Source organism: Rhodococcus sp. NPDC056516, assembly GCF_042794655.1.
GTDB lineage: Bacteria > Actinomycetota > Actinomycetes > Mycobacteriales > Mycobacteriaceae > Rhodococcus_F.
This window is the reverse complement of sequence record NZ_JBHTTG010000005.1, coordinates 448,736-461,192: the sequence shown is the minus strand read 5'-3', so window position 1 is coordinate 461,192 and position 12,457 is coordinate 448,736. Positions and strand designations below refer to the sequence as shown.

The window sequence follows — 12,457 nt, the reverse complement described above, 5'->3', positions numbered from 1 at the left end:
CGCGATCACCAAACACAAATCACGAGTAGCAATCTCGCCAGTTCGCGACGGTCACAGGTCCGATCGCACCGTTACGGACAAACAAACCATAACGACCAATTTGTGCGTTTGGCTAATTATCCCGACGGGCGAGACTTTTGTTACGGCACGTCACATGATTAGTAATCACCGCCACTGGGAAGCCGACAGAAGCCGCCAAAAAGCCCGTCAAAACGCCTGAACGTCCGTCCAGTCTGGGCGATTCGCAGGCGGAAAGTTTTCAGATAAGGATCCCGTGACGATCAATTCGATCATCCCCGTCGGCAAGAGCGCGATCGGAACATTGATCGGTGCACCGTTCCAATTCGCATCATCGCTGCGCAGGGCCAGGGCTTTCCACCCTTACGGGCTCGAACTGAAGGGAACACTGAAACCGGCCACTCCCTGGTGGCCGGTATCGGAGTCGTCGACGATTACCGTCAGCGCTCGAATGTCGAAGGCACTCGGAACACCGGGGGACCTACCAGACGTACTCGGCCTGGCTCTTCGGTTGCATGATGTCGGCGCCGATGAAATCCCGTGGGACATTCTTCTCGCAACATCAGGACTTTCTACCTTCTCGAAAATGTTTCCCGCTCCGGCATTCTCATGGAACGGCGCGAGATACAGCACACTGGTTCCGTACTCACGCGCGGGCGGCGCCGCAGCGTGGCTGATCGTGACACCGCGCGGCGTCCACCCGACCGGCACTTCACTGCCCGCGCTGAAGGCGGCCGTCGATCATTCCCCTCTGCACTTCTCCGTCTACCTTGCGAGAATCCAACTTCAGTTGATTCCGATCGGACACCTCTGCCTCGACGAAGTCGCGGACCACCCGGATTGCCTCCAGCCGTCCTTCGATCCGATTCTGCACAGGCCGACCCACATGCGCATGCTTCCGGAGTGGCTCGCGGAAACGCGGAAGTTCGCGTATCGCGGTAGCCGCAACGGCCGAGGAGACACACAAAAGCGCGGTTGATCGGACTTGCCGATCAACCGCGCCCGAAGCTCACTCAGTTGGTGAACTTGTCCTTGATATCCGAGACCTTGTCACTGACAGCGTCTCCGGCCTTCTTGACCTTTGCCTCGCCCTGATCGGCAACACCTTCGGCAGCCAGATCATCGTTGCCCGTGGCATTTCCGAATTTTTCCTTCGCCTCGCCGATGAGATCCTCAGCGCGGTGCTTTGCCTTGTCGATGAAGTCGGACATGTGTTTCTCCTTCTAGGATTCGGCCGTGAGATTTGGTCGTGGGATTTGGTCGAACTCGAACAGCGTGGAATAGATGTGGGTCAGCGTTTTCCGGTGACTGCCTTGACCAGGAACAGCAAGATGACGGCACCGAGAAGGCAGGTGAGGAAGCTGAAGATCCAGCCTGCACCCTCGACATCGAAACCGAAGACCCGCAGCAGGAAGCCACCGATCAGGCCGCCGATGACACCGACCACGATGTTGAGGAAAATTCCTTGCTGGGCATCGGTTTTCATGATCTTACTGCCGATCCAACCCGCCAGTCCACCGATAATGATCCAGGCGATGATTCCGAGTGAGAGCATTGTGACTCCTTGAGGTAAGGGACGGCGCAATGAGAGACTGCCGGCGAAGGGAGAGTTCCACGCGATCGGCCCGCGCAACTAGACCGTGATCGCGGGTTGTGTTTGCACACAGCCGGACTCTCCGCCGCACGACGCGGGAGATCGTGCACTCGGTAGCAGCCACATTGTCTGCTTACCTTTCTATCAGGTGGTCACGACAGAACCAAAACGACTGGCTACTCAACACATACGACGAACAACACTCACCGACCCACACATGATCAGCGTCACGACGATTGCGATCACCATCGATGTCGCAGTCGCCACGAGAACCGTGACACACAGTGCCACAGCAACATCCATGATTCTGTGCGCGATGGGGAGGTCTACCAGTACCCGGTCGTCAGGCGGCTCAAACCTCGATTGATCAGAGAGTTCTCGGCTCATCGTGTTTCGCACTTTCAACGGCGATGCGAGTTCGGGTCGCGACGGACGGATCACCGACTACCGCTTGGACTTGATCGCCGGTATTGGCGACCCGAGAAACCAACTCGGGCAGCGTTTCCGATCCGGATATGACGCTCCGTCTCAAGGTCACCCGCAAATCGACTGTTCGAACTCCGCGGTCGACCAACGCTTTTCCTCGAACACGCGACACTTCGTCGAAGCCTTCCAATGATGCACTCGCTCCTTCGGCGACCGCACCCAGATCCGCGGTGATCGAATTGTGAGAGTTCGACCCCGGAACCGTGATCTCCTTCACCCGCCGAAGTGGCACATGAGAAATCAACCACCGCAACGCGAGTAGGGCAAGCAGAGCCCCACCAGCCCCGACAGCCCACGGCCACCACGAGCGGTCGCCGAGATCTTCAACCCACGGGATGTCGATTTGCGCCGGCAGATCCTTGATCACGTCGAGATTCCAGAGGATCGCTGCGACTCCCAGCGCTATCGAGAGCAGTCCCGCGATGCACGTCGCCACGCGATCTATCACCGTCGCCGTTCGGGTCATGATCTTTCCCCCGTCTGGATGCGAATCTTGATTCGAGGGGACGGTGACAGCGTCTGGGTCAAGTCCCCCAGCACGGCACGGATTTCCGATTCCGCGGTCGCGGCCCCATCGAGTGTGACCGTGGCCTTCACTTCGAGCTTGCGCCGAGTCGCGTGCGACGAAGCGGAGCGAACGTGGGTCAACGACTCGACGCGTACCGACGCTATCGCCGCGACATCTGCGGGATCGATCCACGTGTCAACGACTCCGACCAAGGCATTGGCTTTCTTTCGCCGCGGTTTGAGTCCGAGGATCACGAACCACAGACCGATGACGACGGCTGCGATTCCGGCCGGCAACATCCAACTCTGAAAGGCGAGCCCGTCCACATATTCGAAAGCACCCGATATCCACTGCGACCCCGTGATCACGCCGGTGTCCACAAGGACGTCTCGGATCCCGACCACGCCGAGCGCCAGTACCGCCGCGGCGACCAGAAATCCGGTGAACGTAGCTCCTGGCGTCGCCAATGGAACCGGAGCCGCAACCCTCGAGGCGGTAGGTGGTACGACCTTGTCCGAAGTCACTGCACTTTCCTTCCCGCATCACCGTTGGTCGATGCCGGGAGAACGCTCACTATCGACACGTCCACACCGTCTACGTCCAGTCCCGAGACCGATTCCAACTGGGCCCTCACGTTGTCCCGCACCGCGGTGCCGATGACCGACAAGGATCCGGGCCACTCGATCGCGATGTCCACCTTGGCTCGTACCCGCCTGCCGGACACCAGCACTCGTGCCCTCGGCAATTCGCGCCCGGTCAGTTTGTCCATGCCACCGGCGTGCTGACGCACCCCCGGCGTTCCGCGAGTCGCCTCGATCACCAGCTTCTGCGCGACTCTGTCTCGAATCGTCAGCGTTCCGCGTTCGCCCGGCTCGCCAAGCACAGCCTCCGGCAGAGCTGTGTCAGCCACGACCGCGACCCTTCAGCATCACACCGAGGTCGAACTCACCGTCACGCTGACCACCGACGAGGTAACCGACCACGCCGAGAACCAGCGCGATGAGGAATCCGGTGAAACCGCCTGCAGCAGCTGCGACTCCGAGAAGTAGTCCTGCCAGAAGGCCGACAGTCGAGGTGGTCATGTGAATCCTCCGTTGTGGATGATGTTCAAGGGTGCGAGTCAGATCTCGGTATAGGTCTTGGCGCCCGGTAGCCGAGCGCGCACCCGGGTGTACTGGGCCCGAACGGGTTTGACTATCTGCCGAATCGTGCCGCGCAGCGTCGTGCGGACACCCACATCGATCGGGGATGCGAAGTCCCGGTCGATGCGTTCGAGCGCTCGATTGAGCGCGGCGGCTGATCCGCCTGCATCAGGGTGGTGCTTCCTGATCGCCGCTCTTCGTGCAGAACGGCGATCAGGTTCAGTACCACGAGAACGCTCAGGCATTGTGCGGGCGGCCTACTACGTCTTCCACCGTCACGTTCACGGGGCCGGAAACGAGTCCCGAAATGGCTTGTCGGATACGTAAAGCAGTCTCACGAACGGCGGCGTCGGCGAAGATGCAGACGTGGACGTCGGTCGACGACTCCGTCACCCGCACGCCGACGACTCGACGACCGGGAAGGTAGGTGCCGACCTCGCCGAACATTCCGGCATGAAGTGATGCGACGCCAGGTACAGCCGTCACTGCCTCAGCGACGGTGTCAGCGATTTCGGAACTCACTGCACCCGTGTGGTCTTGGGCTCGCCTGTTTCGTCGTCACTGCCTTCGTCGAGGTGGACGTCGTGAACCGTGATGTTCACCTCGGTCACCTCGAGACCTGTCATCCGTTCGAGCGCTGCGATGACGTTGCGGCGAATGCCGGTGGCCAGGTCTGCAAGAGATACGCCGTACTCGGCCACGATGTCGATGTCCACCGCTGCTTGCTTTTCGCCGACCTCGACCGAGACGCCCTGGGAGTGGTTGACACTTGCGCCGGGAATCCGCTCGCGCAGTGCACCGACCACCCGGGATGCTCCGCCGCCGACGTCGTACACCCCGCTCACCTCTCTGGTGGCGATTCCGGCAATCTTCGAGACAACGGTGTCGGCGATCGACGTCTTTCCTTGCGAGCTCACCAGAGCCGAGTCATTCGATGATGCAACATCCTTCGTAGATGCTGTCGCAACCTGCGTGCTGACCATTGTCATCTCCTCCTGTTGATCGATCTACCTGTGTAGTCGTGACTCGAAGCTAAAACCGAATGCCTGATTCGAGTGACGTGCATCACTGACATTTATTAGTTACGGTCCGTAACATTCAACGCCCCGGCCGGACGAACAACTTTCGAACGCAGCCGAGTTTCCGCATTTCTGCGAGAGGAGCGACTGTGGCGTTACCGCTCACACAGGGGCTCACGGAAGCGCCTGACGGCTTGGACACCGCGACAGTGGACGCTGCGATACTCGGCGACCGAGAAGCATTCGAGTCACTGGTGCACCACTACGGACCAGCGCTCCACCGCTATGCACGTCGAATGCTCGCGGACGAAGGCGACATTCTCGAGGTAGTCCAGGACACCTTCGTGGCCGCATGGCGTCAACTCGAATCGTTTCGCGGTGAATCATCCATGCGAACATGGCTTTTCGCGATCTGTTCACGAAAGATCGTGGACAGCTACCGAATCAAGAGAGCTCAACCGATCGACGACAAACTGCTCGACCCTCTTGTACCGTCTCCCGAGGCCGGTCCATTCGACTCGACCTCGAACTCCGCCTTCCTGGAGGCGCTGGAGGAAGCGTTGGGGGAATTGCCTTACCGCCAGCGCGCGGCCTGGACGCTGCGAGAGGTGGAGATGCTCACGTTCGTTCAAATCGGAAAGATTCTAAGACTCACTCCGGATGCGGTGCGTGGGCATCACCATCGTGCACGGGCTAACCTGAGTGAACGAATGACGAGGTGGCGATGATCGAATCACGAACCGACGCATTGATGGCGCACGCATCCGAGGTCCTGCGAAATGCCCCGGAGCCAGGCTGGGATCGAATCAGCGACAAGGTGATCCGGGCGCTCCGATCGACCTCGGCATCGGGCTGGCCACTGAACGCGCACGCGTCCGAGGGTCCGCGTCTAGGCACGGTGTCGGTAAGCGATCATGTCCTCCGCACCCACCTCGCCGCAGAGATACGTTCTCGACACCACTGCTCACCGAGCATCATCGAGTTCTTTGTCGACGGCCACGAAATACGTTCACTACGTGTCGAACTGGCTGCGCCCTACGGAGTCGATCTGGCCGAGCTGTCGGATCGGGTGCGATTCACGGTCGTCGATGTCGTTCACATGATCCTCGGCAATATGGAACCACCGGTCTCTGCAGAGAGCGTTCACATCGCCGTGACCGACATCGTCGACGATCTACCTGCCGGGAAAAATACAAAAAGCCGTTCCGAACACTAGGTGTTTGTTCAGCACGTGTTTGGGAACCCGGCACTCATGACCACTCCCCCACCCCCGGATCCGGGTCCTGTTCCCGACCCGGGGTCGCCGACACCTCCCGCGCCGACACCACCCGATCCGCTGAATCCGCCACCCGTGCCGCCCACTCCGACGCCACCGAACCCGTATCCCCCGGATCCGATCCCGCAGATCTGAAGTCGGCTGCTGCAGCGTCTCAGCCGCCGAGTTCGGCGATCATCTCGCTCAACGATTCTGCAGCGATACGCAGTTCGCCTTCGTCGGGGTTGTCGGGCGAGGAAGGCAGGCGTTCGGCCAACTGCTCGCGAGTGACAAGCGAGATACCCTCGAGGCCGAACCCTTCTTCATCGGGGACGTAGATCTCGATCTCGCCCCCGACCGCTACCAATTCCGAATGGGGGCCGCTGCCAAGTAGTGCACGCAGGTGTTCGGTCGTCACGGTCATATGGTTCACGTGAAATCTCCTGCTTCGGTGACAGCTGACTTCGCTGGTTGTCGATTCGACCTGACGCACTACCTCCTATTGAGTACCCCTCGCGGGTGAGGACCTGACGCACTACCTCCTATTGAGTACCCCTCGCGGGTGAGCAGGAAACGACGAGTACATGAACAACTACTTCCCGAAGGGAACGCAGACTCCATGAGCGAACAGAATCCCACCGACCACACCGACCAGACGGACGAGTCGCAGACCACCGGCACCGGCCCCGACGCCGCACACAAGGACGTTCAGACCGATCCGTCGGGCGAGCGCACGTGGGCCGACGAGGGTGGCGCCACAACGACCGGTCCGGCGACCGACACCGATTGATCTCGCCCGAACTGAATCATCGGGACCAAGGTCCCGTGAGCACGCGCTCACGGGACCTTGAAATCCTCACGGATCTAACGCTTTTCACCTGCGGTTTCGTGATGCGGTAGGGTAGGCACTCAGCACGGTTGAGCACCCAGCCGTTGAAGACGTGCACGGTTCGCGTGTTGCTTCCCGTGCCGTTTCCCCGGTTTCGCAAGAAACCGTTTCGAACTAGGCCGTTTCGAACCAGACCGATTCGAACGAACCGTTTCGAGCAATCCGTCAGGAGTTTCGATGAACGAGTTTTCGAGAACTACAGATGAGCGTGCCGACAGTCCCCCGATTTTCACCGTCACGTCTGCGGAAAACATTCAGTCACTGGTGGTCAGCGGCGAGATCGACATCCAATCCCGAGCTGATTTTGCGGCGTGCGTCGATGATCTGATCAGCGAGCGTCACCCGTTCGTAGTCGACTGCTCGGACGTCCAGTTCATCTCCGTCGGAGGTCTTTCCATCATCGAAACTCTGTCGGCCAAGGCTCGAAGGCTCGGCGTCCCGTGGACACTGATCGCAGCGCACCCTGTCAGGCGCCCGCTGTCCCTGTTGAAGATGGATGTCGACATCGTGTTCACCGACTCTGTGGCCGAGGCGGTCACGTACCTGTCCGCTGCCGCCATCATGGACGAGACCCTGGCGGAGCCGATGTCGGCGTGAGTAACGATCTCGAAAGGCTTTCCGAATTCGTCGTTGTCGCCAACCGACTGCCCGTCGATCTGGAAATCGACGACACTGCAGCCGACGACGACGGTGGCAAGAACTGGAAGCGAAGTCCGGGCGGGCTCGTCACCGCGCTCGAACCCATCCTGCGGCAGCGAGACGGCGCTTGGGTCGGCTGGCCGGGCGTCGCAGACGAGAAGGTCGATCCCATAGTTGTGGACGGCCTCCGCCTCTTTCCCGTCGAACTGACCTCTCAGGACCTCGCCGAGTACTACGAGGGGTTCTCCAACGACACGTTGTGGCCGCTCTACCACGATGTTCTGGTGGCTCCGACGTTCGAGCGGTCGTGGTGGCACACATACGTCGCGGTCAACCAGCGGTTCGCCGAGGAAACCGCGCGTTGCGCCGCCGACGGAGCTACCGTCTGGGTGCAGGACTACCAATTGCAACTCGTGCCGGCGATGCTGCGTGAACTGCGGCCAGACCTGACTATCGGGTTCTTCCTTCACATTCCTTTTCCTCCGGTCGAGCTCTTCATGCAGCTTCCGTGGCGCAAGGAGATCGTCAAGGGGATGCTGGGTGCCGACCTGATCGGCTTCCACTTACCCGGTGGCGCAAACAATTTCCTGTTCTTGGCCCGCAAACTACTCGGCCTGAAGACGACAACAGCGGGCGTCGGTGTGCGAAGTGCGCTGGGGCATGTCGATTTCGATTCTCGCGTCGTCAAGGTGGGAGCATTTCCCATCTCCGTCGATTCCGCCGAACTCGAGCGCCAGTCGAAGAGCGAATCGGTGTTGCGCCGAGCACGCGAATTGAAGGAAGAGCTCGGCAATCCCGAGAAGATCCTTCTGGGAGTCGATCGCCTCGACTACACCAAAGGCATCGACCTGCGGCTGCAGGCACTGAAGGAACTTCTCGACGAGGGCCGCTTGGACCCGGAGAAGTACACAATGGTGCAGCTCGCCACGCCCAGTCGTGAACGCGTGCAGCACTATATCGATCTACGCAGTGTCATCGAGGAACAGGTGGGTCGAATCAACGGCGACCACAGTCAGATCGGCCGCCCCGTCGTTCACTACCTGTACCAGCCGGTCGACCGAGAAGAACTGATCGCGCTGTTCGTCGCTGCCGACGTCATGCTCGTGACGCCGATGCGCGACGGGATGAATCTCGTGGCCAAAGAGTACGTAGCGTGCCGCGGTGACCTCGGCGGCGCTCTGGTTCTCAGCGAGTTCACCGGCGCTGCAATGGAACTACGACAGTCATATCTGGTCAACCCGCATGATCTGGACGGCGTGAAGAATACGATCCTGACCGCTGTTCATCAGGATCCGAAAGAGGGCCGTCACCGCATGGCTGCCCTGCATCGCCAGGTCATGTCGCACGACGTGCATCAGTGGGCCGAATCGTTCCTGACCGCCCTTGCCCCGACTGAACCGCGCCCGGAAGATCAGTTCGTCACGGAGCGTGAGTCCGACTTCGCGCGCAACAACTGACCACCGCGGGCTTGAGTCAAGGGTGAGCAGATACTCGAGCTAGGATTGGTTTCAGTTCATCGTCAAGCAGCGGCTGCGAACTGATCTCCTCGCCATAGCCGTGCAATGCTGCATCGGCCCAGAAAGACAGGCCGACCATGCCCCTCACGATGAAGTATTCCGAGACCTACAACGACGCTCTCATTGCGCTCGCCGCCGCCACTCATCGGCCGGCCAATGTGGTGAATCTGTTCGGCGAGTATGCGATTCGTGTTGATCTCGAGTACAACCGATACCTGCTCGCCACCAATACCGTTGCCGGGCTTTCAGATCAGCCTGATCTGGGCGACTTGTGGCTGGTGAGATTCTTTCAGTCCGAACTGACCGACACTCCCGATCAACTGCTCGCACAGGCGTCGCATCAATGGCTGGTCGATGCCCTGGATACAGCGCTGGAGCAGATCGAACGCGCCGGCAACAAAATCGTCGCAGATGCAGATTTCGGCGACCCTGCCCGCACCGACGCACCGTCGCACCCCACGGAAGCTAGCCGGCTTCCGCAGTCAACTGACTGATCCGAGCCGCCAGAACGGCATTCTCGGCTTCGAGAGACAAGATCAAACGGATTCCCACAAGATTGACTCCGTCGTCGATCAGCGCGGTGATTCGTCCGAGCGTATCCAGATCAGCCTCGCTGTACCGGCGCGTACCGCCATCCGTTCGCGTCGGTGTGAGCAGGCCCCTTCGCTCGTAGAGGCGCAGCGTTTGAGGTCCTACTCCGGACAGTTCTGACATCACTGAGATCCCGTACACGCCACGCAGCGCCCGGGTCTGAGATTCCGACGTCACTGGAACCTCCTAGTTCGGTGTCGGCTGCCTTCGTCGGCGTCATCCGACCTTAGCACCATCACGCAGTGAATCTGACGCGGGCGACATAGATTCAAAGGTGTCCAGGACCACTTGCGGCAAAAAATGAGAAGCAAATAGAGTGTGTACGCGCAGGTGAGGAGCGTTTTCGATGGGAAGCGGCACACAACTTGCTTCTGCAGTTCGAACGACGCTACCTTGCCAATTATCTACATCGGCTGATATAGATTTTGTAGCACCTGAAAGCGCCATAACCGGCACTCGAAGCTGTAGAACACCCAGACGTCGGAGTTGGTGGTTCAGCTGACTCCCTCACGGCACACTCTTCACCGGGAGCAAGATGACGACGATCGACATCCCGCCCACACAGGGCGAGAGCAACACCGGCATCGCGATCACTGCCGCAAGCGCGACTTTGACGACCGTCGAGGTCAAGCGCCGAATCGCGATGATGTTCGGCGACCCGGTGACAGAGGAACCAGCCGCACTCGCGCACTGAACCTGACCGACCCGCGATCCGATTGACGATGGCGCGCGACCGCCCCGTTGGAGGGCGATCCCCATCATGACGAGAGGAAAACATATGTCCGAGTTCACCGTACCGGGACTGAGCAGCGCAGACGGCTCGACCGTCGCCGATACCCTGCAGGAACGGCTCAGCGCCTACAACGATCTCCACCTGACGCTCAAGCACGTCCACTGGAACGTCGTCGGACCCAACTTCATCGGCGTGCACGAGATGATCGACCCGCAGGTGGAACTGGTTCGCGGTTACGCCGATGATGTGGCGGAACGTATCGCGGCACTTGGCGATTCGCCCAAGGGCACCGCAGGAGCGATCGAACGCGACCGGACGTGGGACGACTACTCCGTCGGCCGCGACGACGCTCGCGCTCACCTCGCGGCGCTCGACCTGGTCTACACCGGGGTCATCACAGACAGTCGCGCTGCAATCGAGAGCGTCGGAAAGATCGACCCGATCACCGAAGACATGTTGATCGGCCAGACGGCACAGTTGGAAAAGTTCCAGTGGTTCGTTCGCGCGCACCTCGAGAACTCCGGTGGCAGCCTCGTTCACGAAGGCGCGTCCACCGAGCAAGATGCTGCAAACGAGGCCCGTCAGAACTGATTCACCGTCCTCGATTTCGGCCGATCGGGGGTCGGCCGAAATCGCGCTCCCCACAACCGGAAAGGGTAGGAGCATGTCTGCGGACTCGCGCGGCACGTCAGCGCAAACGCGTCGCGAGTATCAAATGTTCGTACTGCAACAGCGCTTGTTGTTCGGATCGATCGTGGCAGGCACTGCTCTCGGGGTCCTGGCCATCAACTACTTCTGAATCACTACGCGCCACGGCCGTCGAAGACAGGACAGAAACGACACAATCATGAGTTCGAGCACTCTCCGCTCGATCGCCTGTAGCGATCGGTTTGCGGCAAGCACTTCTTCTCTCCTCCTCGTGGACAGCGATTTTCGCGTCCGGGGAGCAAACGAAGAATACCTTGCCATGTCCGATCGCAGTTTGGATCAACTGCACGGAGTGGAAGTGTTCGAGGCCTTTCCCGACAATCCTGCCGACTCTTTTGCGGACGGAATCTCCTCGTTGACAATGTCGTTCGAGCGGGTGATGCAAACCAAATCTCGTGATGCGCTGCCGACTCAGCGTTACGACGTGCGCGACGAGCGCGGTTCCGGGCTGTTTGTCACGCGCTACTGGAATACGGTGAATTCCGCCGTCACCGATGACGACGGCCGGGTGATCGGGGTGCTTCATCGTGTGTACGAGGTTTCACGACCGCAGGCTCAGCAGTCCAGCTCGGCGCCAGACGTACTCGCCCGCCTTCGCGCGGAAAATGACGAACTGAGAAGAGCTTTGGATTCTCGGCCCGTGATCGAGCAGGCCAAGGGATTGCTGATGGCCGAGCGTGAGTGCTCAGCCGACCAAGCTTTCGACCTTCTGGTCGAGATGTCGCAAGAGTGGAACGTCAAGGTGCGCGACATCGCCGGCGGTCTTGTCGCCGCAGCAGAGAGACGAGCCGGCGGTCTTGTCGCCGCAGCAGAGAGACGAGCCGGCGATCAAAAGAATTCCTGACGACCGGGATTCAAAAGTTGTACGGCTGGGTAATGACCGACCAGAGGTACCCCCGAATTTCTCCCTCTCGAGGGAGGAGCCTCGAAGGTCCCGCCGGTTCAGGCCGGCGGGACCGAGCTTTGCCTTAACACCCGACCTGGATCCGCGATCCGAGTCGAGTTCGTCACGCAGCGAAGGGAACGTCCATGTTCATGCGCTCCTACACATCTCCGCGGCCCCTTGCCGACGAGTGGGATTGGCAACTGTCCGGCACCTGCCGCGACACCGACCCCGCTCTGTTCTACGACGACACGAACGAGCGCGGATCGAGGCGGGCGAAGCGCGAGAGTTCGGCGAAGCTGGTGTGTGCCAGGTGCCCCGTCGTGCAGAGATGCCTGGTGCACGCCATCCAGACCGGGGAACCACACGGCATCTGGGGCGGGATGACGGCAACCGAACGAGAATCGTTGCGTAAGGCGCGAACTGGACCACTGGTCAGTGCCGTATCGAGCCAACAGGCGCAATAACTTCGGGG

General features: G+C 60.3%; 23 protein-coding genes. 12 read left to right on the top strand and 11 right to left on the bottom strand.

Going from position 1 to position 12,457, the window contains the following annotated elements:
- Positions 1-274: 274 nt before the first annotated feature.
- Complete coding sequence (locus tag ACFQ6Y_RS18060; protein ID WP_378535927.1) at positions 275-997, top strand: hypothetical protein; 723 nt, start codon at positions 275-277, stop codon at positions 995-997.
- Positions 998-1,031: 34 nt separating this feature from the next.
- On the opposite strand, the gene ACFQ6Y_RS18055 is transcribed toward ACFQ6Y_RS18060, so the two are convergent.
- From ACFQ6Y_RS18055 to ACFQ6Y_RS18015, 9 genes are all read right to left on the bottom strand, one after another.
- A complete protein-coding gene (locus ACFQ6Y_RS18055; RefSeq protein WP_378448616.1) occupies positions 1,032-1,229 on the bottom strand; it encodes a CsbD family protein in 198 nt (65 codons plus the stop codon).
- An 80-nt stretch (positions 1,230-1,309) separates the two neighbouring features.
- On the bottom strand, positions 1,310-1,573 hold the full coding sequence (locus ACFQ6Y_RS18050) for a GlsB/YeaQ/YmgE family stress response membrane protein (protein WP_378448617.1): 264 nt from the start codon (positions 1,571-1,573) through the stop codon (positions 1,310-1,312).
- A 406-nt stretch (positions 1,574-1,979) separates the two neighbouring features.
- Positions 1,980-2,564 carry a hypothetical protein gene (locus ACFQ6Y_RS18045; protein ID WP_378535923.1) on the bottom strand — a complete coding sequence of 195 codons (585 nt, stop codon included), beginning with the start codon at positions 2,562-2,564 and terminating at the stop codon, positions 1,980-1,982.
- The gene (locus ACFQ6Y_RS18040; protein WP_378535921.1) at positions 2,561-3,130 is read right to left on the bottom strand and encodes a DUF6286 domain-containing protein; all 570 of its coding nucleotides are present in this window, start codon (positions 3,128-3,130) and stop codon (positions 2,561-2,563) included. Before ACFQ6Y_RS18040 ends, ACFQ6Y_RS18045 begins: the two co-directional genes overlap by 4 nt.
- Positions 3,127-3,516, bottom strand: coding sequence for an Asp23/Gls24 family envelope stress response protein (locus ACFQ6Y_RS18035; protein WP_378535919.1), 390 nt, complete (start codon positions 3,514-3,516; stop codon positions 3,127-3,129). The genes ACFQ6Y_RS18040 and ACFQ6Y_RS18035 overlap by 4 nt, the downstream gene beginning before the upstream one ends.
- Complete coding sequence (locus ACFQ6Y_RS18030) at positions 3,509-3,688, bottom strand: hypothetical protein (RefSeq protein ID WP_230816399.1); 180 nt, start codon at positions 3,686-3,688, stop codon at positions 3,509-3,511. Before ACFQ6Y_RS18030 ends, ACFQ6Y_RS18035 begins: the two co-directional genes overlap by 8 nt.
- A 38-nt stretch (positions 3,689-3,726) precedes the next feature.
- Positions 3,727-3,993 carry a hypothetical protein gene (locus ACFQ6Y_RS18025; RefSeq protein WP_378535917.1) on the bottom strand — a complete coding sequence of 89 codons (267 nt, stop codon included), beginning with the start codon at positions 3,991-3,993 and terminating at the stop codon, positions 3,727-3,729.
- Positions 3,986-4,270, bottom strand: a complete 285-nt coding sequence (locus ACFQ6Y_RS18020) for a hypothetical protein (RefSeq protein ID WP_378448622.1) — start codon at positions 4,268-4,270, stop codon at positions 3,986-3,988. Before ACFQ6Y_RS18020 ends, ACFQ6Y_RS18025 begins: the two co-directional genes overlap by 8 nt.
- A complete protein-coding gene (locus tag ACFQ6Y_RS18015) occupies positions 4,267-4,731 on the bottom strand; it encodes an Asp23/Gls24 family envelope stress response protein (protein ID WP_378635405.1) in 465 nt (154 codons plus the stop codon). Before ACFQ6Y_RS18015 ends, ACFQ6Y_RS18020 begins: the two co-directional genes overlap by 4 nt.
- A 185-nt stretch (positions 4,732-4,916) precedes the next feature.
- Between ACFQ6Y_RS18015 and ACFQ6Y_RS18010 the strand changes: the two genes are divergently transcribed.
- A complete protein-coding gene (locus ACFQ6Y_RS18010; RefSeq protein ID WP_378635402.1) occupies positions 4,917-5,495 on the top strand; it encodes an RNA polymerase sigma factor in 579 nt (192 codons plus the stop codon).
- Positions 5,492-5,983 carry a hypothetical protein gene (locus tag ACFQ6Y_RS18005; protein WP_378635399.1) on the top strand — a complete coding sequence of 164 codons (492 nt, stop codon included), beginning with the start codon at positions 5,492-5,494 and terminating at the stop codon, positions 5,981-5,983. Before ACFQ6Y_RS18010 ends, ACFQ6Y_RS18005 begins: the two co-directional genes overlap by 4 nt.
- Before the next feature lie 214 nt (positions 5,984-6,197).
- Here the strand turns inward: ACFQ6Y_RS18005 and ACFQ6Y_RS18000 are convergent, their stop codons facing one another.
- A complete protein-coding gene (locus ACFQ6Y_RS18000; RefSeq protein WP_007726566.1) occupies positions 6,198-6,446 on the bottom strand; it encodes a hypothetical protein in 249 nt (82 codons plus the stop codon).
- A 195-nt stretch (positions 6,447-6,641) separates the two neighbouring features.
- On the opposite strand from ACFQ6Y_RS18000, the gene ACFQ6Y_RS17995 reads away from it, so the two are divergent.
- The 4 genes from ACFQ6Y_RS17995 to ACFQ6Y_RS17980 all read left to right on the top strand — a co-directional run bounded on the left by ACFQ6Y_RS17995 (position 6,642) and on the right by ACFQ6Y_RS17980 (position 9,561).
- Positions 6,642-6,812: a PI-type proteinase gene (locus ACFQ6Y_RS17995; RefSeq protein WP_378635397.1), complete on the top strand. Its 171-nt coding sequence runs from the start codon at positions 6,642-6,644 to the stop codon at positions 6,810-6,812.
- A gap of 276 nt (positions 6,813-7,088) precedes the next feature.
- Entirely contained in the window at positions 7,089-7,508 is a 420-nt protein-coding gene (locus ACFQ6Y_RS17990; protein ID WP_378635394.1) for an STAS domain-containing protein, read from the top strand.
- Complete coding sequence (locus ACFQ6Y_RS17985) at positions 7,505-9,007, top strand: trehalose-6-phosphate synthase (RefSeq protein ID WP_378635391.1); 1,503 nt, start codon at positions 7,505-7,507, stop codon at positions 9,005-9,007. The genes ACFQ6Y_RS17990 and ACFQ6Y_RS17985 overlap by 4 nt, the downstream gene beginning before the upstream one ends.
- Before the next feature lie 137 nt (positions 9,008-9,144).
- Positions 9,145-9,561 carry a hypothetical protein gene (locus ACFQ6Y_RS17980; RefSeq protein ID WP_378635389.1) on the top strand — a complete coding sequence of 139 codons (417 nt, stop codon included), beginning with the start codon at positions 9,145-9,147 and terminating at the stop codon, positions 9,559-9,561.
- On the opposite strand, the gene ACFQ6Y_RS17975 is transcribed toward ACFQ6Y_RS17980, so the two are convergent.
- Positions 9,533-9,835 (bottom strand): MerR family transcriptional regulator, encoded by a 303-nt coding sequence (locus ACFQ6Y_RS17975; protein ID WP_378448631.1) that lies wholly within the window; start codon positions 9,833-9,835, stop codon positions 9,533-9,535. The two genes, ACFQ6Y_RS17980 and ACFQ6Y_RS17975, sit on opposite strands and share 29 nt — an antisense overlap.
- 358 nt (positions 9,836-10,193) lie before the next feature.
- Here ACFQ6Y_RS17975 and ACFQ6Y_RS17970 point away from each other — a divergent pair, with 358 nt between their 5' ends.
- From ACFQ6Y_RS17970 to ACFQ6Y_RS17950, 5 genes are all read left to right on the top strand, one after another.
- The gene (locus ACFQ6Y_RS17970) at positions 10,194-10,352 is read left to right on the top strand and encodes a hypothetical protein (protein WP_378548304.1); all 159 of its coding nucleotides are present in this window, start codon (positions 10,194-10,196) and stop codon (positions 10,350-10,352) included.
- Between the two features lie 84 nt (positions 10,353-10,436).
- Positions 10,437-10,982, top strand: a complete 546-nt coding sequence (locus ACFQ6Y_RS17965) for a Dps family protein (RefSeq protein ID WP_378635387.1) — start codon at positions 10,437-10,439, stop codon at positions 10,980-10,982.
- 73 nt (positions 10,983-11,055) lie between these two features.
- Positions 11,056-11,190, top strand: coding sequence for a hypothetical protein (locus ACFQ6Y_RS17960; RefSeq protein ID WP_020968725.1), 135 nt, complete (start codon positions 11,056-11,058; stop codon positions 11,188-11,190).
- A gap of 48 nt (positions 11,191-11,238) precedes the next feature.
- Positions 11,239-11,943, top strand: a complete 705-nt coding sequence (locus ACFQ6Y_RS17955) for an ANTAR domain-containing protein (protein ID WP_378635384.1) — start codon at positions 11,239-11,241, stop codon at positions 11,941-11,943.
- A gap of 185 nt (positions 11,944-12,128) precedes the next feature.
- Positions 12,129-12,449, top strand: a complete 321-nt coding sequence (locus ACFQ6Y_RS17950) for a WhiB family transcriptional regulator (protein ID WP_378635381.1) — start codon at positions 12,129-12,131, stop codon at positions 12,447-12,449.
- Positions 12,450-12,457 lie beyond the last annotated feature (8 nt).

Excerpts from the sequence above, each read along its gene's own strand:
- ACFQ6Y_RS18045 (WP_378535923.1), bottom strand. The coding sequence starts at position 2,564 with ATGACCCGAACGGCGACGGTGATAGATCGCGTGGCGACGTGCATCGCG.
- ACFQ6Y_RS17995 (WP_378635397.1), top strand. The coding sequence starts at position 6,642 with ATGAGCGAACAGAATCCCACCGACCACACCGACCAGACGGACGAGTCG.
- ACFQ6Y_RS17980 (WP_378635389.1), top strand. The coding sequence starts at position 9,145 with ATGCCCCTCACGATGAAGTATTCCGAGACCTACAACGACGCTCTCATT.
- ACFQ6Y_RS18030 (WP_230816399.1), bottom strand. The coding sequence starts at position 3,688 with ATGACCACCTCGACTGTCGGCCTTCTGGCAGGACTACTTCTCGGAGTC.
- ACFQ6Y_RS17970 (WP_378548304.1), top strand. The coding sequence starts at position 10,194 with ATGACGACGATCGACATCCCGCCCACACAGGGCGAGAGCAACACCGGC.
- ACFQ6Y_RS18000 (WP_007726566.1), bottom strand. The coding sequence starts at position 6,446 with ATGACCGTGACGACCGAACACCTGCGTGCACTACTTGGCAGCGGCCCC.
- ACFQ6Y_RS17955 (WP_378635384.1), top strand. The coding sequence starts at position 11,239 with ATGAGTTCGAGCACTCTCCGCTCGATCGCCTGTAGCGATCGGTTTGCG.
- ACFQ6Y_RS18015 (WP_378635405.1), bottom strand. The coding sequence starts at position 4,731 with ATGGTCAGCACGCAGGTTGCGACAGCATCTACGAAGGATGTTGCATCA.
- ACFQ6Y_RS17990 (WP_378635394.1), top strand. The coding sequence starts at position 7,089 with ATGAACGAGTTTTCGAGAACTACAGATGAGCGTGCCGACAGTCCCCCG.
- ACFQ6Y_RS18025 (WP_378535917.1), bottom strand. The coding sequence starts at position 3,993 with ATGCCTGAGCGTTCTCGTGGTACTGAACCTGATCGCCGTTCTGCACGA.
- ACFQ6Y_RS17965 (WP_378635387.1), top strand. The coding sequence starts at position 10,437 with ATGTCCGAGTTCACCGTACCGGGACTGAGCAGCGCAGACGGCTCGACC.
- ACFQ6Y_RS17960 (WP_020968725.1), top strand. The coding sequence starts at position 11,056 with ATGTCTGCGGACTCGCGCGGCACGTCAGCGCAAACGCGTCGCGAGTAT.
- ACFQ6Y_RS18055 (WP_378448616.1), bottom strand. The coding sequence starts at position 1,229 with ATGTCCGACTTCATCGACAAGGCAAAGCACCGCGCTGAGGATCTCATC.
- ACFQ6Y_RS18005 (WP_378635399.1), top strand. The coding sequence starts at position 5,492 with ATGATCGAATCACGAACCGACGCATTGATGGCGCACGCATCCGAGGTC.
- ACFQ6Y_RS18050 (WP_378448617.1), bottom strand. The coding sequence starts at position 1,573 with ATGCTCTCACTCGGAATCATCGCCTGGATCATTATCGGTGGACTGGCG.
- ACFQ6Y_RS17950 (WP_378635381.1), top strand. The coding sequence starts at position 12,129 with ATGTTCATGCGCTCCTACACATCTCCGCGGCCCCTTGCCGACGAGTGG.